Here is a 24118-nt window from a genome sequence, read left to right on the forward strand (position 1 = left end):
CCATTTTTACACGCATCTCGGCTGTACCCCAGATGCGTTCCATGAGCAGAGCTATTCTGCCGCGGGGAAGAAAACGACACAGGGCTCAAGCGGTTAAAAGAGAACCAGAAACATTCTGCGTGGACTGCTTTTGTTGTAAGGGAGAATGCTACCTTAGTAGGAAGCGTTATGACATGGATAGATGGAGATGGAATCATTGAAGATGTATTTATCAGAGCACCTTGGCGGAAACAAGGAATTGCAAAGCATTTACTCTCTCAGGCGCTCACCTATCTCAAAGATCATAGATGCGCGTTCGCAGAACTACAAGTTGAGACGGCCAATAAATCCGCGCTATCTTTATATCACTCGGTAGGCTTCAATGAAGTATCGGAAGAAGTGCGGTATCTTCGAGAGCAATAAATCGTTCAACTAACGGGAAACGTTAGTTCAATAAAACTTAAGTTGAGCAGGCTGCAGGGGCCTGCTCATATTATTAAGCTAACGGGCAGTATAGTTCAATTATAATTGTTTTCTCAATCCTGTTGATACTTAGAAACAGTTAAACTGTATTTATACTTAACTAATTGGGGTTTAATAGTGAGCAAAGGTGATGAGAGAGGTTGACAAGAGAAAAAATATCGTTTTTTGAATATGACTTACAGTTCAGGGATAAGACAATTGCAAATGAGTTGATACAACGGGTTGTTATTTCAATTTATTATGATGAGGATATAAATCATGGAGAATAGCATAAACAGTAAAGTGTACCGATTAATTTCTTTGATATCTACGGACGCGGGGAACTATGTTAAAAATGCTCATATTAATCAAACGTTAACCCTTGTTTACTATGAAGAATCAGATCAAAATCATGGTGCATTTTGTATCGTTGAGAACGAAAATTATATCATCGCATTTGCGGCTTTTACTGATTACAGCCATGATGAAACATTACTAAATCTTATGGAGAAGCAGATTAGTAAACATTTTCAGCCGAATGAGACAAGAGCAATCTGTTTTAACGTATACGGAAAAAATAAAGAGTTAGTTCATTTTGTTAAAGAACTTGGTTTTGCGACCGATATGGAGGGTTTTCAGCTTCAATATGATTTCAGCAAAGAAATAAAAATGCCGGAGACGTTTCCGCTAGTAGAAAAGGGATTTACACCAGACATGCTTAGAAATTTTATTCAACTATTTGAGAAAGCTTATTATAACTTGAATGTTGAAAATGGCTGGAACACAAATACATACCAACAAAATCAAGATAATTTCTTGAATTTACTACAAAAAAACGAATTAGAAGAATGGGTAAGATCTTTTTGGATTGATGACAAATTGATTGGGGCCTATATTCTAGCAGGTGATTACATTCGAGACTTTGTTATACATCCCGAATATCAGAACCGCGGGTATGGAAGCCTTATTCTGAAAAATTGTATTCATCGAATGTCGAATGTAATGGGGATTAAAAATATATTATTGCGTGTTGCGCAATCGAATAGCGGAGCCAAGAGGTTTTACGAAAGGAATAATTTTATTGAAATCTCCAATTTTGCTGAGCATACGCTTGTGTCAAATCGTCTTAACTGATCAATTTTCAATATTATTAAGAAGGAAACTGTCTATATATAGGTAAATTGATCGTTCAGAGGCTGAAAAAATTATGCAGCTAACGCCTATGCAGTAGGAATAAAAGAATTGAAGCCAGGCAAGTGATGAATTTGAATCAAAATGAGGTTCTATTCAGCTAACGGGAAACGATAGTTCAATAAGAACAAGAAGGGAGCCGATCAACGGGATCGGCTGCTTTTGTTCAACTAACGGGCAGTTTTCTTGAGCAAGTTGTTGACTAAGGTGACGGGAAAGAGTAATATTTAACCAATATCCGTAAATCAATGATGGAACAAAAGTAAATCATTAAACTCTTCACAGGAAAGGGTTTCATGACTGAGAAAACCCTAGAGTACTGATTGAAAATGCCAGTTCCAGAGTATGGCTAATACCCATCGGTTTGACCCGTTATAGTCAATTAAGGTGGCTGTGTGAAAATACAGCAACCTGGGTGGTACCGCGATTAATATCGTCCCAGAGCATTTTGCTTTGGGGCGTTTTTTTTTATGAAAATGAGTCTTTGCCCGAATGCTCTGCAGGCACGACGAAGCAGGGCTGCCGCGGGGCAGACCTTGGGCTGGAGGTGAGGGATTAGGCTGGTCGAGAGACTGTAAAGCCTTTGGCTTCAAGCTGGCGAATGACTTCTGCTTCGCGTCGCTTCTCACGTTCTTGCCGGAAATGTTCCAGATAGTCAGCACCAAGTTCTTTATAAGGGGTTTTGGTTGCGAGCATGTGGTAGACGATTCGCAGTAGGGTATGACCTAAAGCGACCAGCGCCTTTTTCTTGCCAAGACGCTTCACCCAGTTCCAGTACCTTGCGGAAAGTCTGGTATTGCGGGTCATGGAAGCAGCCCACGCACATTCACTCAACACGGCCTTCAAGTGGTTGTTTCCGGATCTGGCCCTTGTCCTTTTTTTACCGGCGCTCTGGTGATTGCCTGGAGTGACGCCAGCCCATGCCGCAAGATGGTGATCGTCCTTGAACGCGGACATGTCCGTACCGATTTCCGCGACGATGATGGAGGCAGCCTGTTCGTTAATGCCGGGAATCGATGTGAGAAGATCCATGGCTTCTTGCTTGTTGGCAAGACGGCCCCGGATATCCTGCTCTACCTGCTCGATTTGTTGTTCCAGATACATGAGGTGGTTCCAGGAAAAACGGATCATGTCGCGGTGATGCTTGCGCAGGCGTCCATTGAGGGACTGCAACAGTTTGGGCGACTTGTGTTTGAGTGCACCTCTCATATGGGTTTCAAGAAACTCCATGGTGATGACCTCGCCGTCCACGATCTTCTGGAGCAACAGCCGTCCCGATGCGGACATGTGCGTCGTAAGCTTTATGTTCGCATCCTGTAGCGATTTATGGATGCGGTTCTTCTCCGAGGTGGCATCATGCACCAGCTTCTTGCGGTAACGGGTCAGATCTCGAAGATCACGGATGTCTTCGGTGGGAACGAAGCTTCCTTCAATGAGCCCGCAGCGCAGCAGCTTGGCGATCCACTCGGCGTCTTTCATGTCGGTCTTGCGTCCGGGAAGGTTCTTGACGTGATGCGCATTAGCCAGCAAAAGGTCCAGGTCGAATGCCTCGAGCACGTTCCACACGGATTTCCAGTAGATGCCGGTGCTCTCCATGGCAACGTGCGTGCAGCCTTCATTAACCAGCCACTCGCCAAGCTCCATGAGCTCGTGTGTCATGGTGCCGAACGTGCGCATCTCCAATTTCGGCGCGCGGTCAAGCGGTCCGGTGAGTACGCAGGCCACAACGGTTTCCTGGTGAACGTCAAGTCCGGCGCAGCGTTCAAGAATGGCTTCCAACATGGCAAATCCCCCCCGACATGAATAATGGAACCGGAAAGACAACCGAAACAAACGAAGATTTTTTTATCCGGACTCGCAGTCCGATAGCCTGTGCTTCAAGGTTGTCTGAGCAGTTTATTTTACGGGGTCGAACCACCGCAAAAAACCACGAACTGGCCGGTTCATCTCAAGTATGAAGGAAATGAAAGATAGAAAAAAGACTATGATTACATTTTCATCATAGCCTGTGACCCGGCTGGGTCATGAAAGTTTATTTTGGGAGGAGTCTATATGATATTAGAAAAAGTTATAAATAGAATTGTAATACAAAGTGAATATAAGGATTTTGTTGATAAGTATATAGATAATATACTTACCGAATTTAAAGGTAAGATTCATAGCATTTATATGTGTGGCTCGATTCCAAAAGGAACTGCTAACCCTTTTAAGTCAGATGCAGACTTTACTATTGTATGTGTAAATCCCAAAGATATTGATTACGAAAGATTGTCAAATATTAAAGACAGGCTTTTGGAAGAATATCCAGTAGTAACTAAGATTGATACCACAATTTGCTCGATTGACGATGTATTAAGTAAACCAAATGATTGGGGTTTTTGGGTAAAGATAATTAGTGTTTGCATATATGGTCATGACGTTGGTGAAAAAGTACCACCGATAATTATTTCTCCAGAGTTCATTTTAGACTTAAATGCAGAGACCAAGAAGGAAGTAGATCGTAGACATAGTTTACTTTCTAATGCTAGTGATAACACAATGAAAACTAGATTAATTAAAGGTTACTCTAAGAGATTAATTCGTGCATTATACTCTTTGGTTTTAGAAGATACAGGTGTATGGCAAGATGACATTATTAAGATGAAGAATGCCATATTAAACTATTGTGAGATTGACTCCGCTTTAATTGATTATCTGTATGCTTGTTACTTGGATAGTAATGTACTTGTTGAAGAGTTTCTGGGAATTGCAGATGAAGTATATAGCTATTTTGAGAACTCCTTAAATGCAATGGCTGTCCGGGTCACACTGAGAAGCGAGTGACCACATCCAGCCCCCTAAGCCCGTCGGGACGTCACTGCATTAGGTGTTCGGCAAGCCTCACAACTATAAGCAGCGACTCTAATTAAAACATAAGACTATTGAGCTAACGGGACACGATAGCTCAATAAAACAATGGAGGCAGCCGACCAACGTGATCGGCTGCCTTTGTTCATTTGCTTAATAATAGTATTGTCGAGAAATAAGAACATGGTACCATTCAGGGAAATACATTTACTAAATCTAAGAGGGAAAAGGGAGTACGGCAAAGGGTACAAGTTCTTGTCCTCCGAGAACAACTGATGATTAATCATGAACATTCCAGCCACCAGATACTTTGATCAATTACATATGTCCCAAATACAGCCTTTGACTAAGCAAAGAAGAAAAGGACCTGCGGTGTCAGGTCCTTTTCTTCAGTGAACATCGAAGACTTGCTTTAAGAAATCGGGTTACCTTTGATATTCATCGGATTGTATCCCTTCTATATACAGACAAAGCACGATACAGACAAAGTACGGATTTTGTGATTAAATGTAAACTAAAGTTGATTGTTGGTTGGGAATTTTGGGCAAATAGGTTGGAAATTTAGGGTAATAAGTAATGGGAGCGTTCATAGGGGGAAACAATATGCATAGCAAAGGGTCTTTCAGGAAATTCGCATGGAGGACAAGCTTGCTGTCGATGGCGGCAGTATTGCTGCTGTCCGGATGTGGTGGTAAGCAGCAGGCAGAGTCTGTCCCGGCGCCGGTGGTGGAGGCTCCGATCGAGCAGCCAGTGGAAGTGCCTCAGGAGAATGCATCTTCTCCATATAAGGCACCTCTGACCGGATTGCCGTTAGAAGCGTCACTGACGCAGCGGCCGCTGGCCGTTATGATCAATAACGCACCGGCGGCAAGGCCGCAGTCGGGTCTGGGACAAGCGGACATGGTATATGAAGTGCTGGCGGAGGGAGGGATTACGCGTTTGATCGGCATTTTCCAAAGCCAGAGCGGCATTGAGAAGATCGGGCCGATTCGCAGCATTCGTCCTTATCTGATCAATCTAGGCGAGAGCTACGGCGGCGTGCTTGTGCATGCTGGCGGCAGCCCTGAAGCTTATAGCATCATCCAAAAGCAAGGCAAGCAGGATATGGACGAGATCGGAAATGCAGGCTCCTTCTTCTGGAGAGACAAGGAACGGAAGGCGCCGCATAATCTGTATTCCAGCGACGAGAAGCTCCGTGAAGGAGCGGCCAAACTTAATTATGGCAACGACGTGAAAGTGCCGCAATATTCGTTCTATTCGGAGCCGGCGGCTGCAAGCGGCGATGGTGCAGAGGGAACGGCGCCTGTGGAGGTTGTGTCCGGTGAACCCGGGGAGAAGGTAGAAATCAAATTTTTACTGGATAGTTATGTGGTGGCTTATCAGTATGACGGTTCGACCAATACGTACAAACGGTGGGTCAACGGATCGCCGCATGTGGATCTCAACGATAATGTTCAGCTGGAGGCCGCGAATGTAATCGTGCTGGGGGCGGATCATAAAGTGCTGGATGATGTGGGCCGGCTTGCCGTGAATGTGGAAACGGGCGGGAAAGCGATGCTGTTCCAGCGCGGAGAAGTCATCGAGGGGCAGTGGGTACGCGCAGCGGGCGATGCGATCCGTTTCGTGAAGGACGGCAAGGAAGTGCCGTTGGTGCCGGGAACGACGTATTTCAACATTGTGCCGAATTCGCCTTCTTTTGAAAGTCATGTGACCATTACGAATCCTTGATGCATAAGATGTGGATGGAGGATGCTCTGTCGGGATAATTTGCACTCATACGGAGATGTTAATAGGCAGGAGAATTGAAGCGATATCCATGCATCTTCTTTTTTGTTAGTTCCTTACATTTTTGAGTGTTACTTTTCTATACACACCCTGCCATGGATGTGATAAGATAGTCAAGGTTGTCTATCTTTTGAGGGCGTTCGCGGCAATTTATCGAAAAAAGGGGTTAAGAGTATGAAATTGAAGAAAAAGGATATATTCTTCCAAACGCTGGAGAATATGGCCGATACGGTGGTACAAGCCGCAGATTATTTTTCGCAGCACGTTTCCAATCTTCAAGATGTGCTTGAATTTGCCAATGAAATGAAAAAATACGAGTCCCAGTGTGATACCTATACGCATACCATCATTACTGAACTCAACAAAACGTTTATCACGCCAATCGAACGCGATGATATTATGGACCTGACAACCAGCATGGACGATGTGATGGACGGATTGGAAGCAACCGCATCCCGGTTCTATATGTACAATTTGGGGAAACCTGACGAGTACATGGTACAGTTTGCTGAAATTCTGCGTCAATCGGCTTACGAAATTCAGAAAGCCATTCATTTGCTCTCTCAAAAGAAACTTCTGGCTATTCGTGAGTACACGATCCGCTTGAACGATCTGGAGAACCAAGGCGACGAGCTGCTGCGCATCTGTATCAAGGATCTGTTCGCCACCGTCTCTGACCCGATTCTGCTGATCAAGAAAAAAGAGATTTACGAACGTCTTGAAACGACCACGGACACCTGCGAAGACGTGGCAAATATGCTGGAATCCATCATTATGCGCAACTCGTAAGGGAGTCCTGAACAATGGATACAACGATGTTAGTATTAGTAATTGTTGTTTTTTTGGCGCTTGCATTTGACTTCATCAACGGGTTCCACGATACGGCGAATGCCATTGCAACGTCGGTATCAACCCGGGCCTTGAAACCGCGCGTAGCCATATTGCTTGCAGCCAGCATGAACTTCATCGGTGCGATGATGTTCACGGGGGTTGCCAAAACCATCGGCGGCAGCGTCGCGGATCCGACCAAGCTGGATAACGGGATCGAGGTTGTTATTGCAACATTGCTTGCAGCCATCATCTGGAACCTGGTTACCTGGTGGTTCGGATTGCCATCATCCTCTTCCCATGCGCTGATTGGGGCATTGGCCGGTGCGGTATTTGTCGGCGCGGGAAGCGACATGCTGAATTATGCCGGATTTAAGGATATCGTCTTGGCGTTGATCCTATCGCCAATCATTGCCTTTGTGATCGGTTATCTGGTCATGCAACTGCTCAAGGTTATCTTTGCTAAACACAGCCCGCATACGGTGAATAAAGGCTTCCGTACGATGCAAATCTTTACGGCAGCACTTCAATCCTTCACGCACGGCACCAACGATGCACAGAAGGCGATGGGGATTATCACCTTTGCTCTGGTCACCTCCGGTCAATTGACAGAGATGGAAGTTCCGCTCTGGGTTAAAATTTCTGCAGCGACAGCGATGGCGCTCGGGACCTCGATCGGTGGCTGGAAGATCATCAAGACCATGGGTACGAAAATTTTCAAAATCGAGCCGATCAACGGGTTCGCAGCTGATTTCTCGGCCGCATCCGTCATCTTCTCGGCTACGCTGCTTCATCTGCCGATCAGTACAACCCATGCGATCACCTCGGCAATTCTCGGTGTAGGCTCAGCGAAACGCTTCTCCGCCGTGAAATGGTCTCTGGCAGGACGCATTATTGTGACTTGGTTTATTACGATTCCGATTACGGCTGTACTGGCAGGAATCATATTTAAAATTCTTTTCTAAAACGTAATTACACATAGATAATGGATAGTAGTGGGCCAATCAGGAATCGATTGGCTTTTTTTGTCTAACGAAACCGAAGGTGCAGGGAAAGGAGAGCTTATCATGATTCGCACGTTCGCTATTACGCCAAGTTATGAAGCGGTAATCGGCCTTCCACTTGAAGAGATCCGTATTGAGGATTACGCCTGGGTCTGGGTCGATTTCAGTGAGCCCACGCCGGAGGAGGCCCGGATGCTGGAGAGCTACTTTCATTTTCATCCGCTGGCGGTGGAGGACTGCCTGCACATCCTGCAGCGGCCGAAGCTGGATTATTACGAACAGATGCAGTTTTTTGTTCTGCATGCCCTTCAGCCGGATACTCTTGAAGCTGTCGAGGTGGATCTGTTTCTTGCACCTTCCTTTATTGTCTCCTTCCACGAAAAGGCGCTGCCCGAAATGAATGACGCTTGGGAACGCGTGACCTCGGTCGCCGGCAAGGGTCGGCTGGGTCAGGACGGTCCGAGCTTCACGGCCTATACGATCATGGATAAGCTGGTGGATCAGTACTTTCCCAGTTTGTTTGCCATCGAGGACGAGTTGGCCGAGCTGGAAAGCCGAGGGGAGAAGGATTCGGTCGAGGAGCTAATGAATCAGGTGTTTGCGCTGCGTTCGAGGCTGCTTCGCCTGCGGCGGACGGTTGTGCCGATGCGGGATTTGCTGTACCGGATCGTGAACTCGCAGCATTTGGAGCACCACGCGCACCATGCTTATTTTTCCGATATCTACGACCATCTGCTGAAGCTGGCGGACATGATCGAGGCCGACCGCGAGATGACGGCGGATCTTCGGGATAGCTACATATCGGTGAATTCGAACCGGATGAATACCATCATGAAGACACTTACGGTGATCACGACCATCTTCATGCCGCTCACCCTGATTGCCGGGATTTATGGGATGAATTTTCAGAATATGCCGGAGCTGGAGTGGCATTACGGTTACTTCTTCGTGCTGATTCTCATGTTTGTGCTTGGCGGGGGCATGGTGATGTGGTTTATGCGCAGAGGCTGGTTTAAATAAAAAGGTTTATTTTTGACATGATCATCGTGATGCCATTCGGCATTAGAGGCATGTTTGCCAGAGTATCGGTGGTCCAAGTCCTTGCTGGGGAAGTTATCGGATAGGCGGGTAAGGTTGTCCTGCACCATAAGGCGAATGCTAAATCGCTGGGGTTTCTTGTTTCTCCGTAAGGGGTAAAGGCTTGCAGAGGAGGGACTGCATATGAAACTCAGGCTCAAACCACATCCCAAGAAGCGTTCATCGCGTCAACCAGATGAGCCTTTGCGTTCCCGGCTGCTGCGCCGGATGCTTCGCTTGGCTTGGAAGCGAAAACGAAAGCTGGCCGTTACGAACCGCTATGAAGTGGGCATGGTCATCAGCGAGATTGCGACCGGCCTGTTGTTCATTGCAGGCAGCATCATGATGTTCTATCCCCATATGAAGCGAATCCCGACCGTGCTGTACCTGCTGGGCAGTATTATGATGCTGCTGCGTTCCGGTTTGCGCGGCTCCTATTGGTTCCGGTTAAAATCACTCGAAAGCGTCGAGAATAAAGAAGCCAGCCCCGAAGGGGACTGGACGCGGTGATGAGGATAGCATAATTTGATAAAAGGATATGGCTCCAGCCTAGGGTAACAGACTGGAGCCTGCTGCATGATGTATGATGTTCGGATGATCCCGCCTATGGCGACCTTCAAACGTATCTGCTAAACCCATCGTGCCCAATATCCTTCGAAGATCAGAGGCTGCGGTGTTTCTGTGACTCACAGTAGGGTTTATAGCCTACCGATCTACATAAATCAACGGCGACGTCTGCTTTTGCCGGATGTTCTGCGCGATCCGGAGCGGCGCCTGCTTCCCGAGGAACGGCGGCGTCTTCTTGGTCTATATTCGTAGGCGTCCTCATTCTGATCCGTAAATGCGCTTGGAGAGGATCCGCTTTTGCCTTTCTTCTTAAGTGCGCCTGCGAGCACGGAGAATATGGGGGCAAGCTGCTGGAAGCCCTGCATGACCTTTTGTACCTTGCCAATGTTGTTGACGATGCCGTCGATGCCGCCCATCCGATCGATGAGGCCCTTGATGTCGCTCATATTGTTGACTCCGAGCCCGCCGAGGAGCTTGCTTAATCCGCCTCCACCGCCGCTGCCGCTACTGCTACTGCCTCCTCCGCCAAGGAGACCTGCCAGGCCACCGCCGCCGGAATTCGTGGATGGAGCCAGAGCCGAAGCCGATGCCTCCATGTCCGTTACACCGTCGGTATATGGATATAACGCGGTTTCACCCACTTCCGGATAATCGCTGTATGGAGAGATGCCAGGGTATGGCGATGGCGCCTGCGGCAGTGATTCATTTTCAATGAGGGAGCGCTGGTTGGTCGGTCGGCGGTGATAATAGTGAGAATGACGCGTCATGATATCACTTTCCTTTTTGAGTTAAGATACTATACTGTATGATGCGGGCGGGCGATGGGTTTAGGCGGATGTCCCGATTTTCGGGATAGGAGCGGAATCGGGCGATAGCCCAGGAAGATTTTGGCGAGCACTTGAATGGTGAAATGAGAGCGTGTATAAGGGATGCTGCCCCTGGGTAATGGTTGTCCTGTAGTGCGTGAAATCGTTAATGCTTGAAAATACTATATCCGCTCGGGTACAATGGGAGTGCGAGTGTTATACACAGTAACAATAGGGGATGATCATCCAGTGCAATTAAAGAAGCTAAATGATAAAAGCATCGATCAATTATTCGAAGCGATATTAACCCTGGGCAGTGTGGAAGAGTGCTATGTATTCTTCGATGATCTCTGCACCGTTAACGAAATTCAGTCCTTGTCGCAGCGGCTGGAAGTGGCGCGCATGCTGGGCAAGGGATGCACATACAACCAGATTGAAGCAGAAACGGGAGCCAGCACCGCAACGATTTCGCGTGTGAAGCGCTGCCTGAACTACGGCAATGACGGTTATAAAATGACGCTGGAGCGTTTAGGACGTTAAACTTATGACGAAGCCGGGTGTGCTGGTTATTAGTCATGGTTCACGTGAACAGAAATGGATGTCGCTGGTGGACGAAGCCGTCCAGAAGCTGGCCTCTCATATGGATATACCGGTCGTATCTTCGTATCTGGAACTGGTAGAGGGCCGTCTGATTCAGGACGGTATCACGGCCTTGGAAGACCAGGGTGTCACCGACATTGTGGTCATTCCTCTATTTGTCTCGTCCGGCAGCACACATGTCGACGAAATAGCTTATGCTATAGGAGCGAAGGCCGTTCCGGACATGGAGACGGACCTGGCGCCGTTTCGGGTCCAGTCCCGGGTTCATTTTGGTACACCTATGGACGACGACCCCGAGATGGCAGCCATGGTATGGGATAAGGTAAAAGAGCTGTCCGTAAACCCGGCGAAGGAGGTTATTCTTCTCGTCGGACACGGCAGCCAGCATGATCTGTTTCGCAGCCGCTGGGAAAAGGGTATTAACTCTTTGGCACAGCGAGTTAGCGAGGTAAGCGGAACAAGCGCGGATTATGCCTTACTCAGTCCCGGCGATGTTCGGGACAAGGTGACAGCATGGATGGAGCGCGGCTGCGATGTGATCGTAGCTCCGCTTTTTTTAAGTGAGGGGTATTTTACGGAGAAGGTTATACCCGATCGGCTCGAGGGGCTTGAATGCCGATATTCAGGCAGAACCTTGCTTCCGCATCCGCTGCTGCCGCAGTGGATGGAGTCGCAGGCTAAACTTCTTCTTCTATCCTTGAAATCATAAGTAGGTGGCGTATCGTTAATGAGAAATGCAAGGTTAATCTATAACCCAACCTCCGGCCGGGAGGAAATGAAGCGTCGGCTTGCTGATATATTGAACCGTCTGGACAGTGCTGGCATCGAAACCTCCTGTCATGCAACAACCGGAGAGGGGGATGCGACCCGTGAAGCGGCGGATGCCGTCGAACGCGGCTACGATCTTGTGATCGCAGCCGGCGGAGACGGTACGCTTAATGAGGTCATTAACGGGATGGCTGGCAGAGATAACCTTCCGCCGCTCGGTATTTTCCCGCTGGGCACCACGAACGATTTTGCGCGGGCGCTCGGCATCTCGAAGAACTGGGAGGAGTACTGCGATCTGGTCATTCGGGGCGAGACACGTCCGATTGACGTGGGCAAAGCGAATGATCGTTACTTCATCAATATTGCAGGCGGCGGTACGCTGACCGAGCTCACGTATGAGGTGCCAAGCAAGCTGAAGACGATGATCGGGCAGCTGGCGTATTATTTGAAGGGGATCGAGAAAATGGTCAGCCTCACGCCGCAGGAGCTCATCATCAACGCCAGCGGTCATCCGGCGATCCATGACGAGTTCATGGTGTTCCTCATTGCGAACAGCAACTCGGTCGGCGGCTTCGACAAAATCGCGCCGGGCGCAAGTATTGACGACGGCTTGTTCGACGTCATTGCCCTGCGCAAGTGCAATCTGGCGGAGTTCGTGCGCGTGGCTACACTAGCACTTCGCGGCGAGCATATCAACGACAAGCGGGTCGTACATTTCCGCACCGACTATATGGAGGTCGTCTCTCCGGGACCGGTTCAGCTGAACCTGGACGGCGAGTTCGGCGGCGTCCTGCCGGGCACGTTCCGTGTCCTGCCGCAGCATTTAAGGATTTTTGGCTGAGATAAGGCAGCGTGGGCGGATAGCATCGGGGCGCGTAAGTCGTGATGGCTGCTGCCGATGGCTAAGCGAGGACTGATCGCATAAGTGATGGATAGGCGATTGGGGCGATGGGCCATTGAACCAGATGGAACAGGCCGAGGATCGCCGCTTAGGCTTCACGCTCTTGTAAGTAAATGATTGGATTTGCAGGCTGGATGGATTGAATAACATACGAGGCTCCCGTATAATGATGGACGTGAGCTTGTGCGCTAAGCTCCCTTGGGGGAGCTTTTTGTTGTTTAAGCGAATGAAGGTTAACGGAAGATCATCCGCTCCATTATGGATGGGACGCCGATTGGGAATATAGAATAGTAAGGGACAAGTTGAACGGAAAGAAGTGAACAGCACATCATGAAGAAGAACCGCAAGGGAAGCGACACGCGCCGCAGCGGCAAGCCCGCGGCTTCGGCGGCCCTCCTGGACCTGCCGGTGGCCAAGAACGACGAGGTCGTGATCGATATTATAGGAATGAACCATGACGGGGAAGGGGTCGGCCGCGCAGACGGCTACACCTTGTTCGTTCAGGGCGCCCTGCCGGGCGAGAAGGCCCGGGTGAAGGTCCTCAAGACCAAGAAGCAGTACGGCTACGCCAAGCTGCTGGAGCTGGTCGAGCAGAGCCCGAACCGCATTGCGGCCCCATGCCCAATCTACGACCAATGCGGCGGCTGCCAGCTGCAGCATATGAGTTATGCCGGACAGCTGGAGTGGAAGCGCCAGTTGGTGGTGGACAACCTGGAGCGCATCGGGAAGCTGCGGGTGGTGCGTGAGGCGGCAAGTACTGGAGAGACGCGTGCGGGCGATGAGCGGAGTGGCACAGATGGTGGAGGGGATATTGAGAATTCTGAAACCAATGGGGCGAATCCTGCCGTGTCCGGCGTTGAATCAGATCAACAGGGGATCCTCGTGCGGCCGACACTCGGTATGAGCGAGCCTTGGCGCTACCGCAACAAGTCCCAGGTGCCGATCGGCGTAACGGAAGGAGGCCTTGTCGGCGGCTTCTACGCCCGCGGCAGTCATCGGATCGTGGACATGGAGACCTGCCTCATTCAGCATGAGCAGAACGACGAGGTCGTCAGCCGCGTCAAAGCCATCGGACGGAAGTTAGGCATCACCGCCTACAATGAAGAAACAGGTCAGGGCCTGCTTCGCCATGTCGTGGTGAAGATCGGTTTTGCTACCCGGGAAATGATGATTGTGCTCGTAACCAATGGAGAACGCATTCCGCGTGTGAACGAGTGGATCTCTGCCATTCGTGAAGAACTCCCGGCTGTGGTGAGTGTCTGTCAGAACGTGAACACACGCAAAACGAACGTTATTTTCGGTGATGTGACCCGCGTCCTGTGGGGGCGTGAGGTCATCCATGACTATATCGGTGACGTGAAATTCGCGATTTCCGCGCGTTCCTTCTATCAGGTGAACCCTGCCCAGACAGAAGTGCTGTATGGGAAGACGGTGGAGTACGCGGGATTAACCGGGGAAGAGACCGTGATTGATGCCTATTGCGGCATCGGGACGATATCCCTTTTCTTGGCTCAGCATGCCAAGAAGGTGTATGGAGTCGAGATCGTGAAGGAAGCGATCGAGGATGCGCGTGCCAATGCAGAACTGAACGGTATGAAGCATGTGGAGTTTGAAGTCGGCGCGTCTGAGGATGTGATTCCACGCTGGAAAGAGCAGGGCATCGAGGCGGATGTCATCGTGGTCGATCCACCGCGTAAAGGGTGCGATCCGCGACTCTTGGAGACGATTCTTGAGATGAAGCCGGAGCGGGTGGTGTACGTGAGTTGTAATCCGTCCACGCTGGCAAGGGATTTACGTATGCTGGAGGATGGCGGGTATCGGACGGTAGAGGTTACACCGGTGGATATGTTTCCGCATACGACACATATTGAAAATGTAGCTTTGTTATTGAGAGATTAATACAGATATGAATTCCCTTATGTATAAAGGGTTCCATCGATAATACAGGTATATAAAAATGATTGGTACAGAATAAGAAATGGCCGTTTGATGTGAAATTGATGTGAAAAAGCTAATTAATTCCCACCAAAAGGCTGATAATTCGACACAAAAAAAGACACTTTCAGCAATTAGCCGAGTGTCTTTTTTTTTCAATCTCAATGAGAAGTAAAATGGGAGGCGAATTTATCAGCTTCGATTTGATTGCTAAACGTTGTTAATGAAGTACTTCATTTCATATCAAGATTAATTCAATTGCCTTTAGTTTAATTTTTGTGTTCTCCTACGGCACGGTCTCGGTACCCCTCTTTTTTATAAAATGCGTTTGCCGGAAATACCTTCCATATGCCAAAATGATGTAAAGGGAGGTGATAGTATGCACTTGAAAAAAGAAGAGGTTTGTAAAGATATTTTAAACATCCTAAAAAAACAACCATCTAACAGCGTTGATTCGATTCAGGGCCATTTCTTCAATGAGTTACAGGAAAGAAATCTTGTAGGTACTGTTAAAAATGGAACAACGACTACTTACGGGATTCCGATGCCGCAAAGCGACATTATGCTAATTAACGAAGTTATTTATGATCTCATAGTTGAGAGGGTTATAACTCCAGGCAGAGATTCTTACAATAAAGGGATGCCATATTTTAGCGTCACCAACAATGAAAAATTAGAAGAAATGATTAAAAGTCTCCAATAGCACCTTCGGGTGCTTTTTTTTTCGAAAGCAACCGAATAATCACACCACGCAGGGGCCGAAAACAAGGTTTTATATTCGTTTATATAGGTGGACCTTAAGGGGTGTTATTAGGTTAACCAGAAACTTTCGGTAATGTATGACTAAATCATTATTGAAAACCTTTATTCTATGCGGTTTATTGGTAATAAAAGAAAATATCAATAACGGAATCATCGTACGCATTACGGTGCATATGTTACATATTACATATTTTCAACTACTTGTTTAAATCAAAAAAACAGGGAAAATATTAAAATAAATGCTTAGAATAGGAATTTAAATAATTGACTTGGGCTCTTGGAGTAACTATTAAATGTTGTCACATGGTCTTAGTCGGAAAGAGTTATATCAACCCTACAATTTAAGGTTATCTATTTCTAAATCAAGCAGGAATAACTTCCCAATAAGTAGAACTATAGAGAGATGTTGTCGAATTATGGTTTAAGCCTTTAGTCATGCTATAAATTGAATGACGTAGATCTATTATACTGTTTTATTCGTACTTATTTTAAGAGGTGAATATTATGGCCGTAAAACTCCCATTTATTAAAGAAGTGAAATTACAAGGATATGAGCCTATGTTTGATATAGAAGAGGTTGTTATTAAGGCTGATACTCACCTTACAGTTTTATTAGGGGGGAATGGATTAGGCAAAACTACTATTCTTCAGTCAGTTATTTATGGCTTGGCAGCAGGCCTAGATAATGCTGACATCGAGCCCTTAACAAACTATAGGTGGTCGCAAGCTTTTTTTAAGAAAAGAGTCTCTAATAGAGCTAATGCATTTATTGTTATTACTTTCGAGCTTGGAGATGTAGATATTATTGTTGAACGTAGTCTTAACAAGTCAAATGTCAATAAATTAACTGTAATAAGGGGGCAAGTTAGAGAAGAGTATGGGGTTAGTGAAGCTAATACTGAATATGAACGAATTATTTGTGAAGAAGGGAATTTCAGTACTATTCAAGATTTTAGGTTTTTAGTTCATAGATTGTTATATTTAGCTGAAAATCGAAGGGATATTACTTGGGATTTGGATGCACAAGTAAGAATTTTGATGTTATTAAATAATGACGTTATTGATGAAAAAGATTTTCGATCGAGACGTGCAATGCTAAAAGAATTAGATAGCAGTAAAAGACATCTTAAGGTAAAAATCAATAAACTTATTGAAGAATTCAATGATCGCAGTCTAAGTGTAGAAAAAGAAGATGATGTTAATGATGGGGAGTCTGATGATGAGGTATTAATCACAGATTCAATAGAGTTCTGGAATGATGAAGAAATAACTAAAATGACTACGATTCTTAAGGGACTAATTAGGCGTAAAAATGAGTATGAAAAGGCAATCAATGATTATAGTGGGCAGCAAGAAGTTTTAAGGAAAATTATCTATGAACTTTCAGAAAGGCAAAGAACTTTTGAAGCAGAATTAATCTCATACAGTCTTCAACATTCAACAACTAGCTCACAGCTGTACTTAAGAAAATTAATAGACTACGGACTATGTCCTTCTTGTGGTACAAAGTCAGCAGAATTTCAAAAACTTGCAATTGACAGAGTAAAGGAAGGTAAATGTGCCATTTGTGGTATGGAGCATGCTTCAAATGTATCACTTCAAGCAATAGAGGAAGTTCATTCTCAGCTAGAAGAAAAAATAAAAGCAAAATTAGCTATTGATAATGAGATTTCTAATTTGAAGTTCCATTATCAAACAATCCAAAGTGAAATTTCTCAGATAGAGACACAACTTGAATTGACAAAATATAATAATAGAACCCATCCAACAGCACAAATTGTTACTGTCAATCCAAACAATCTATCTAAAAAAGAACTAGAAAAAGAAATTGAAAGATTAACTGGAGAACATAGTAACTTAGAACTTGTAATCGAAAAAGAAAGTGTTAATCTTGATAATGAATACAAACGATATATTGAGTCTTCTGAAAAAAATATAAAAAGGCTAGGGCAACTTTTTAGCAATTTCGCATATGAATTTTTAGGTTCGAAGGTGTCCTTAGAAGAGAGAAAAGGAAATGATAGATTTTTAGGTATTACGTTGTTTAATCCTGTATTTAATGACGTAGTTAGAGAAGTTCCAGAAGATTGTTCTGAAGCTCAGCGGTTTTTTCTAGACATCGCAATGCGATTAGCCATGCTTCATCTCATATATGAGTTAACAGGTTGTAAAAATTCTTTTATATGTGAAACGCCTGAATCTGCTTTAGATGTTAGTTATATAGATAATGCAGCGAGAATGTTTCGTAAATTTATTCAAAATGGACACTCATTAATCGCTTCTACTAATTTACAAAGGCTTGGTTTAGCTCACAAATTAGTGGAGTACAGGAATGACTTTCCTGTTTCAGCTAATATTTTTGACTTGCTTAATATCGGTAGATTGTCAGATGTTCAAAAAAATTCAAAGGAATTAAAATCTATAAGGGATGAGATACTGGAGGCTGCTAATTATGATAACAAAGGAGTTGATTGAACGAGTAAGAGATGTGGGAATTGTTTTGTACACATGCAAAAATTATGATCAGAAATTAGGAAGATTACAGCTACAGAAATTAATTTATCTTTTAGATACATTAGTTTTATGTAGATATCTACTCTCAGTGAAGCAAGGTCATGAAACCTATCACCATGGTCCTTATGATCAGAAAATTCAAAACGCAGTTGATCTCTTGGGGTTTTGGGGTTTAGTAGATATTACTGATATAAACGTTCAAGATGGAAAGATCTCATCAAATTATGAGATTTCAACATATGGTGAAGAATGGATTAATGAGTTAATAAATAAAGGAGAAGGGATATATCAGAGATTTGAGTTGTCTCGTGCAATATGTGATTCTCTTTCTAGACGGAATGCATTTAATAGGATAAGGAAATTAGTTTACGCAGAACCAACCTATTCTAGAATTGGTCAAAAGGGGTATGGTTATAACTTGGATCTAAGTGAATATGATACTAATTTATCTAGTCAAGTGGTGGCTAAAATGGAAAAGATTTATAAGACAGATAGAATAAGTGTTTCTGATAAATTCGTAGCAGACTTTTTAATTGAGTTCTTAGAGCAACGTGCAAGTGTAAATTACGAACATGATGATTGGATTGATAACTAATGGAACTATCAAGAGCTGATACTGCTCTATTATCTGAATTGATAAAGAAATCCTCAAGTTGGATTGCTGCTGCATTAGATACGGATATAACCGGTGTTAAATCTTTTTTAAATGATATGACTGATATCATAAAGATGATTAATGAAGAAAACGGGAATATAGTATTTGCAGTTGAACTCTGTAAAGTATTAGACAGCGACTTGAAGTTTACTCCAAAAGATATAATGGACTGTAGGCAGATTGGAAGAGAGTGTATTAAATTAGATTTGAATAATAATTTCCTTCCTAATTCTGATATTATAACAGCAGATCTTAGTGAAATTAGTGTTTTCTCAGCAGATCATCAAAAGGTATTTCTAAGAGTAGAAGGTACAATGCTTCAAACAATAATCAATGGGGTACTCAGAGTAAAGGTAGACGTATTGGCACCAGGAGCTGCTGAACCTCGTGTAAGTAAAAATGCCAGGTCAGGATCTTCCTATGCTATACTGATCAGAGATCATCATAAATTACAGTTACCTAAGGAAATGGAACAATTCTGGAGTGATCGCCAGAGACGAATACTTATAGCAAACAGACAGACCGAAAAAGTATTGCAATTTTCATTGTTTGAATGGTTGGATACGAATGTAACTGATGGTCGTGTTAGAGCTGAAGTTCGCTCTATCAGTCAAGAGCGTACTGATATTGAGATTTATACTTTTCGTGGGGAACTTTATGTTATTGAAGTGAAGTGGCTTGGTATAAATGCTGCAAATACTAAATTTGACGAAAATAGAATTAAGGAAGGAATGGATCAAATTTATACTTATTTAGGAAGAGATCCTCTTGCAACTAAAGGTGTACTTGTATGTTACGATGGTAGATCTGAAGAGGATCATAAAACAAAAAGCGAAATTGATTCAAAAAGTGTGCATATGAAGGGTGATTATTATGTTTTATATTTACCCTCAGAAACAGCGAGTGAAATTCGGAGGTAAGTTATAGAATGGGGAAAGTTATAATTCAACCAGATTATTCAATTGATTGCTTTCCAAATTTCAACTCAAATATGGAGATTTCGAGGCATAGATGGTATTCCTTCAAGGAAGGTTTTAGTGCAGGTCTTGTCAACAGAGCAATATCTGAATATATGATTGGTAATAGAAGTAGTTCCGTTAATATTCTAGATCCTTTTTCTGGTTCTGGCACAACGTCGCTAGTTGCTGCTGAGAATGCGATTGACTCTGTTGCTATAGAAGTTAATCCTTTTCTTGCTTTTGTGAGTGAGGCAAAATGTATGTCAACTTCCAAAAAAGAGTTTGAGCTGATTGAGGAAATTAAGGCTATTTTAAGTTTTCGTCCGTACGAAATTGAAAGTCCTATTGAAAATATCTCTACTTTTGCGTATCGACCGGAGTTGTCAAAATGGTTGTATAATAGAAGCGTTATAAGAGGATTTGAATCGCTAAAACAAAGTATAAGGACAATATCAAATGGTTTCCCTCCATTTATGCTAGCTCTTTACTCAGCGATGACTGATTGTTCGAATGCAAAAAGAGATGGCAAATGCCTAAGATACAAAAAAGGTTGGCAGACTATGGGGTTTAGTTCAATCGAGTTAAGAGAAAGATTTGAATTTTATGCTAGACAAGTTGCACACGATATTACTTCACTTCCTTTAGGGAAAAGCGATCAGCAAATTATTAATTCTAGTGCGCTAACAGCTCTTACGGGCGAACAATTAAATAGAAAAAAATATGATATAATAGTTTTTTCTCCCCCTTATTTAAATTCTTTTGATTATACTGATGTCTACCGGCCAGAATTATTTTTGGGGGATTATATTAAAACTCAAGACGAACTAAGAGATTTGAGAAGTCAAACTTTAAGGTCACACATTCAATATAAATGGAAAGCTTATAATCAGTCATCATCAAAGGAAGCTAGAGATATTGTAAATAGTTTAGAAACGAGATTGTCTGAATTATGGGATAAGCGTATTCCAAGTATGGTTTCTTCTTATTTTGCTGATATGGAAGAAATATTGGGTAATACTTATAAGGTTTCTAATAAAGATGCATCTATGTGGATTGTTGTAAGTACATCAGCCTACGGTGGAATAGAGATTCCAGTTGATAATATTCTTGCCGAATTAGGAAAAATTTGTGGATGGAAGTTAGAGGGTATTCACAATCTTAGGCATATTAGAAGTGCGAGTCAACATACCTTAAAATTACAAGAGGCACAAAATGTTCGATTAAGAGAATCGCTTATTCGCTTGAAAAAGCGTTAATAAGTAATAAGGGTATTTGTTAGCGCTTGGATTTAGAAAGCAATAGAAAATTAGTGAACAGCTGACGTCGATTATATTATCGACGTCAGCTTCTTTAATTTTACCTGATGGTATTGGTTGTAACTTGGAATATTTCTTTATTAACCTTTGTACTTTGTAGTTAAAAGAATAATTTACTTCCATTCTATGTTTTATTAAATTATATCCATAACAGTCTTATAATGGTTATATCTGTCTCTTCGAAAATGCTAATTGGGAAAGCAGTCCTATGGTAATAGATTGTTTCCGAATCTCTGGTTACTCTGTTCAATCTATAGCCGAAGAAACTTAATTTAAGACTGAGTCAAATACCTATAAAGCTTACTTTCTATCGAATGTTCTAATATCAGATTCATATGCACAACAGAAATGGAATCACCATTTTTATCGAGCATAGATGCTTGGACGGCACTGTCTTGGTCAGGATGTGCTTTCCCCAGATAATAAAACTCGGTACCCTCCGCATCGTCCTTTTTCACAAAAACATGAAGATCGATCTTTCGACTGCCAGCCTCAATAATGCTTCTAACTTCTTCGGATTCAAGTGTACGTCTACTTCTTGTTGACCATTTCAATATCTCTGAATTAATAAATTCCTCTTGATAATTAGTGCTTGCCTCTACCCCTTCATGTTTGTGATAGGTTACAAAGATAGGGCAGGTATGATGCTTTGTTTTGTATCCGTACATGGTGGAGCTTTCGTCATTATGCCAATTCAATAGTTTGCAGGAATCTTTTCGGGAATACTTTTGATACAAAGTAAGTTGCTCGTTACATACATACTTCTCGCTTATACGAGAAGCGGTCTGAATAATATCTGAGATCCTTTCGCTGAAATAAGAGTTGTTCTGTAAGGAATGAGCCATCTTTGGATGAAACGCAATTTTTTGATTCTGCGTGAATATGACGACTGGGGTGTCTCCATATTTCTTACGCGTTGGTTCTGTGAAGAAAGCCATGTCCAGAACGCGTTTGATGGAATCAATCGTTTCGGCATCTGTTGAACATCCCTTTTCATTAAGTGCATGAACATACTCCTCATAGGATACCTGCTCCTTGGTAAATAGCAGCTCAAGCAGTATAATTTCATGCCGACGCTTCCCATTCAGTACTTCGGCAGATAACATCACGACATACTTCTGCTCTAGTTCGGATAAGTGAGGGACGGTCTCTTTGATTTTCTGTAAAAAGTGATAATAGCTAGAGTGTTCGTCAGTAAATATTTTCGGATCAATTGAATCATTCTCAATGAAATCGATTAATAGAGGTATTCGATTCAGCCGATTCTTAAGCTGCAAATAGGTCTCTCTAAGTATTTTTAATGCTGTTAGATTACTGTTGCTAATCGAACGGAAGATTTGTTGTCTTGCAACTTCTTCGAAGTTGATCGTCGAGACACCTTTAATATAGCTGGTGTCCTTCATATGGCGACGGATGTTATCCTTGTTCTGAGATTTGTCTCCAGAGAGGGCTACCGGAATCAAATAGTTATTCTTATAATTACCAATAAAATCTATAATTGTAACGAATTCCTTGTCGGGGTGTTTACGTAGACCACGTCCTAATTGCTGAACAAACACAATACTTGACTGGGTCTGTCGCAGCATGACAACTTGATTAATACAAGGAATGTCGATTCCCTCATTAAAAATATCCACCGTCAGGATATAGTCCAGGTTTCCAGCTTCAAGCTCAATTATACAGCGGGTACGTATTTCTTGATTGTCATCACCAGTTAAAGCCACGGTTCGGTAGCCTCTGGTATTTAGCATGTCAGATAGCTGTGAGGCTTCTTCCTTACGACTACAGAAGATTAAGCCTTTTACCGCCTTGCCTGAATATCCATAATATTCCATTTTATCAATTAAATAAGAAACCCGTTCATTCGCGACCAGCTGAGAGAGCATTGCAGTATCGTCTATCGTTTGGCCGTTGTGTTCAAAGTCAACGACGCCAAAATAGTGAAACGGACATAGCATATCTTCTTCTAAGGCTTCCTGCAGTCGAATCTCATAGGCAATGTTATAATCGAACAATTCATAAATATTAAATTCATCGGTTCGTTCTGGCGTAGCGGTCATGCCGAGCAGAAATTTAGGCTTGAAATAATCAATGATTTTATGATAAGAACTTGCCCCAGCTTTGTGAACTTCGTCTATCAAAATGTAGTCAAAAGCCTCAGGATCAAAACCTGATAAAGTTGAGCTCTTGGAAATCGTCTGGATTGTTGCGAATAGATATTTGGCATATGTATCTCTGCTGGTGCCGGATAAAATACCGTAATCACTATCCTTACCGCCAATGATTCGCTGATAGTCGATCATGGCCTTCTGCAAAATCTGCTCTCGGTGTACAATAAATAGCATTCGATTTGGAGCGAAGTTCTTTACATCAAAAGCAGAGAGATAGGTTTTTCCTGTTCCTGTAGCCGAAATTACTAAGCCTTTATGTTCTCCCGTCTTACGTAGATCCTGTAGGTTCCTTAACGCACCCTGCTGCATTTTATTCGGAAAGATCGAACTGAAGACAGTCTGAGCGGTTTCAGGAATCAGAGGTAGCACGGTGTGAGCCTTTCGATTTGCCTTTTGAACCTCTTCATATAAAATTTGATACGCATCAATCCATTTATCTGTCAGTGGGACAGACTTATTCCATACATTTTCGAATTCGCATTGAAACTGCTCCAGAAGTCCACCGTCTTTAAAAGAGGTTAATTTCACATTCCATTCGTAGTTGGATTTTAGTGCTGCCGCTGTCAAGTTGGAGCTTCCCATAATGATAGTGGAATAACCTTCATGCTGAAAGACGTATCCTTTGGCATGAAAGCCACTTAGATCCGTCAAGCGAACCTCAACATTTGTGATTTTTAGCAGCTCTTTATAGATTTTAGGCTGGTTGAAGTTCAGATAATTGGAGGTTAGGATTTTACCAGTTATTCCGCGCATCTTTAGATCAGCCAGATGAGACTTGATCGTGGCTAGTCCACTCTCTGTTATAAATGCAACAGAGAAAATAAAGGATCGACAGCGATCGAGTTCTTCTAACAGAGGGGTAAGCACATAATTGCTGGTCTCTGTGTTGTTAACCAGAAGCTTAGGCTTGTATTTGTCCAAAGACTCCTGCTGATGGTTAATGAACGCCCAGCTTAAGGAATTGTTTAAATGCTGAATAGGATTTTCCATT

19 protein-coding genes and 1 pseudogene are annotated in these 24118 nt (G+C 43.8%); 17 read left to right on the forward strand and 3 right to left on the reverse strand.

The annotated features are described in order from the left end of the window. Positions 1-150: 150 nt before the first annotated feature. A pseudogene (locus MKY48_RS05330) lies at positions 151-402 on the forward strand (GNAT family N-acetyltransferase); the annotation flags it as partial. A 318-nt stretch (positions 403-720) separates the two neighbouring features. Beyond that, on the forward strand, positions 721-1575 hold the full coding sequence (locus MKY48_RS05335; protein WP_339270591.1) for a GNAT family N-acetyltransferase: 855 nt from the start codon (positions 721-723) through the stop codon (positions 1573-1575). Between the two features lie 612 nt (positions 1576-2187). Here the strand turns inward: MKY48_RS05335 and MKY48_RS05340 are convergent. Next, positions 2188-3414, reverse strand: coding sequence for an IS110 family transposase (locus MKY48_RS05340; protein WP_339292446.1), 1227 nt, complete (start codon positions 3412-3414; stop codon positions 2188-2190). Positions 3415-3684: 270 nt separating this feature from the next. On the opposite strand from MKY48_RS05340, the gene MKY48_RS05345 reads away from it, so the two are divergent. From MKY48_RS05345 to MKY48_RS05370, 6 genes are all read left to right on the forward strand, one after another. Continuing rightward, complete coding sequence (locus MKY48_RS05345; protein ID WP_339292447.1) at positions 3685-4455, forward strand: nucleotidyltransferase domain-containing protein; 771 nt, start codon at positions 3685-3687, stop codon at positions 4453-4455. 627 nt (positions 4456-5082) lie between these two features. Continuing rightward, the gene (locus MKY48_RS05350) at positions 5083-6207 is read left to right on the forward strand and encodes a DUF3048 domain-containing protein (protein ID WP_339292448.1); all 1125 of its coding nucleotides are present in this window, start codon (positions 5083-5085) and stop codon (positions 6205-6207) included. Positions 6208-6438: 231 nt separating this feature from the next. Then, positions 6439-7053, forward strand: a complete 615-nt coding sequence (locus tag MKY48_RS05355) for a DUF47 family protein (protein ID WP_053489885.1) — start codon at positions 6439-6441, stop codon at positions 7051-7053. A 14-nt stretch (positions 7054-7067) separates the two neighbouring features. Next, positions 7068-8057 (forward strand): inorganic phosphate transporter, encoded by a 990-nt coding sequence (locus MKY48_RS05360; protein WP_339270596.1) that lies wholly within the window; start codon positions 7068-7070, stop codon positions 8055-8057. 102 nt (positions 8058-8159) lie between these two features. Beyond that, positions 8160-9116 (forward strand): magnesium/cobalt transporter CorA, encoded by a 957-nt coding sequence (corA, locus tag MKY48_RS05365; RefSeq protein ID WP_339292449.1) that lies wholly within the window; start codon positions 8160-8162, stop codon positions 9114-9116. 201 nt (positions 9117-9317) lie between these two features. Further along, positions 9318-9683: a YrhK family protein gene (locus tag MKY48_RS05370; protein ID WP_076325558.1), complete on the forward strand. Its 366-nt coding sequence runs from the start codon at positions 9318-9320 to the stop codon at positions 9681-9683. A gap of 212 nt (positions 9684-9895) precedes the next feature. On the opposite strand, the gene MKY48_RS05375 is transcribed toward MKY48_RS05370, so the two are convergent. Next, entirely contained in the window at positions 9896-10507 is a 612-nt protein-coding gene (locus MKY48_RS05375) for a hypothetical protein (RefSeq protein WP_339292450.1), read from the reverse strand. Between the two features lie 288 nt (positions 10508-10795). On the opposite strand from MKY48_RS05375, the gene MKY48_RS05380 reads away from it, so the two are divergent. The 9 genes from MKY48_RS05380 (at position 10796) to MKY48_RS05420 (ending at position 20896) form a co-directional block, all read left to right on the forward strand. Next, positions 10796-11086 (forward strand): YerC/YecD family TrpR-related protein, encoded by a 291-nt coding sequence (locus tag MKY48_RS05380; protein ID WP_053489879.1) that lies wholly within the window; start codon positions 10796-10798, stop codon positions 11084-11086. Positions 11087-11090: 4 nt separating this feature from the next. Further along, complete coding sequence (locus MKY48_RS05385; RefSeq protein WP_339292451.1) at positions 11091-11855, forward strand: CbiX/SirB N-terminal domain-containing protein; 765 nt, start codon at positions 11091-11093, stop codon at positions 11853-11855. A gap of 18 nt (positions 11856-11873) precedes the next feature. Further along, positions 11874-12755: a diacylglycerol kinase gene (locus MKY48_RS05390; protein ID WP_076325555.1), complete on the forward strand. Its 882-nt coding sequence runs from the start codon at positions 11874-11876 to the stop codon at positions 12753-12755. A gap of 390 nt (positions 12756-13145) precedes the next feature. After that, positions 13146-14714 (forward strand): 23S rRNA (uracil(1939)-C(5))-methyltransferase RlmD, encoded by a 1569-nt coding sequence (gene rlmD, locus MKY48_RS05395; RefSeq protein ID WP_339292452.1) that lies wholly within the window; start codon positions 13146-13148, stop codon positions 14712-14714. A 415-nt stretch (positions 14715-15129) separates the two neighbouring features. After that, positions 15130-15453: a hypothetical protein gene (locus MKY48_RS05400; protein WP_339292453.1), complete on the forward strand. Its 324-nt coding sequence runs from the start codon at positions 15130-15132 to the stop codon at positions 15451-15453. A 563-nt stretch (positions 15454-16016) separates the two neighbouring features. Continuing rightward, the gene (locus tag MKY48_RS05405; protein WP_339292454.1) at positions 16017-17987 is read left to right on the forward strand and encodes a hypothetical protein; all 1971 of its coding nucleotides are present in this window, start codon (positions 16017-16019) and stop codon (positions 17985-17987) included. Then, complete coding sequence (locus MKY48_RS05410) at positions 17965-18621, forward strand: hypothetical protein (RefSeq protein ID WP_339292455.1); 657 nt, start codon at positions 17965-17967, stop codon at positions 18619-18621. Before MKY48_RS05405 ends, MKY48_RS05410 begins: the two co-directional genes overlap by 23 nt. Further along, positions 18621-19601 carry a hypothetical protein gene (locus MKY48_RS05415; protein WP_339292456.1) on the forward strand — a complete coding sequence of 327 codons (981 nt, stop codon included), beginning with the start codon at positions 18621-18623 and terminating at the stop codon, positions 19599-19601. The genes MKY48_RS05410 and MKY48_RS05415 overlap by 1 nt, the downstream gene beginning before the upstream one ends. Positions 19602-19609: 8 nt before the next feature. Further along, a complete protein-coding gene (locus tag MKY48_RS05420) occupies positions 19610-20896 on the forward strand; it encodes a hypothetical protein (RefSeq protein WP_339292457.1) in 1287 nt (428 codons plus the stop codon). Between the two features lie 332 nt (positions 20897-21228). Here MKY48_RS05420 and MKY48_RS05425 read toward each other — a convergent pair whose 3' ends face one another. Beyond that, complete coding sequence (locus MKY48_RS05425; protein WP_339292458.1) at positions 21229-24117, reverse strand: DEAD/DEAH box helicase; 2889 nt, start codon at positions 24115-24117, stop codon at positions 21229-21231. Position 24118 lies beyond the last annotated feature (1 nt).

This window comes from Paenibacillus sp. FSL W8-0187, from assembly GCF_037969755.1.
In the GTDB taxonomy this organism is placed as follows: Bacteria; Bacillota; Bacilli; order Paenibacillales; family Paenibacillaceae; genus Paenibacillus_AQ.

Excerpts from the sequence above, each read along its gene's own strand:
- MKY48_RS05335 (WP_339270591.1), top strand. The coding sequence starts at position 721 with ATGGAGAATAGCATAAACAGTAAAGTGTACCGATTAATTTCTTTGATA.
- MKY48_RS05340 (WP_339292446.1), bottom strand. The coding sequence starts at position 3,414 with ATGTTGGAAGCCATTCTTGAACGCTGCGCCGGACTTGACGTTCACCAG.
- MKY48_RS05345 (WP_339292447.1), top strand. The coding sequence starts at position 3,685 with ATGATATTAGAAAAAGTTATAAATAGAATTGTAATACAAAGTGAATAT.
- MKY48_RS05350 (WP_339292448.1), top strand. The coding sequence starts at position 5,083 with ATGCATAGCAAAGGGTCTTTCAGGAAATTCGCATGGAGGACAAGCTTG.
- MKY48_RS05355 (WP_053489885.1), top strand. The coding sequence starts at position 6,439 with ATGAAATTGAAGAAAAAGGATATATTCTTCCAAACGCTGGAGAATATG.
- MKY48_RS05360 (WP_339270596.1), top strand. The coding sequence starts at position 7,068 with ATGGATACAACGATGTTAGTATTAGTAATTGTTGTTTTTTTGGCGCTT.
- corA (WP_339292449.1), top strand. The coding sequence starts at position 8,160 with ATGATTCGCACGTTCGCTATTACGCCAAGTTATGAAGCGGTAATCGGC.
- MKY48_RS05370 (WP_076325558.1), top strand. The coding sequence starts at position 9,318 with ATGAAACTCAGGCTCAAACCACATCCCAAGAAGCGTTCATCGCGTCAA.
- MKY48_RS05375 (WP_339292450.1), bottom strand. The coding sequence starts at position 10,507 with ATGACGCGTCATTCTCACTATTATCACCGCCGACCGACCAACCAGCGC.
- MKY48_RS05385 (WP_339292451.1), top strand. The coding sequence starts at position 11,091 with ATGACGAAGCCGGGTGTGCTGGTTATTAGTCATGGTTCACGTGAACAG.
- MKY48_RS05390 (WP_076325555.1), top strand. The coding sequence starts at position 11,874 with ATGAGAAATGCAAGGTTAATCTATAACCCAACCTCCGGCCGGGAGGAA.
- rlmD (WP_339292452.1), top strand. The coding sequence starts at position 13,146 with ATGAAGAAGAACCGCAAGGGAAGCGACACGCGCCGCAGCGGCAAGCCC.
- MKY48_RS05400 (WP_339292453.1), top strand. The coding sequence starts at position 15,130 with ATGCACTTGAAAAAAGAAGAGGTTTGTAAAGATATTTTAAACATCCTA.
- MKY48_RS05405 (WP_339292454.1), top strand. The coding sequence starts at position 16,017 with ATGGCCGTAAAACTCCCATTTATTAAAGAAGTGAAATTACAAGGATAT.
- MKY48_RS05410 (WP_339292455.1), top strand. The coding sequence starts at position 17,965 with ATGATAACAAAGGAGTTGATTGAACGAGTAAGAGATGTGGGAATTGTT.
- MKY48_RS05415 (WP_339292456.1), top strand. The coding sequence starts at position 18,621 with ATGGAACTATCAAGAGCTGATACTGCTCTATTATCTGAATTGATAAAG.
- MKY48_RS05420 (WP_339292457.1), top strand. The coding sequence starts at position 19,610 with ATGGGGAAAGTTATAATTCAACCAGATTATTCAATTGATTGCTTTCCA.
- MKY48_RS05425 (WP_339292458.1), bottom strand. The coding sequence starts at position 24,117 with ATGGAAAATCCTATTCAGCATTTAAACAATTCCTTAAGCTGGGCGTTC.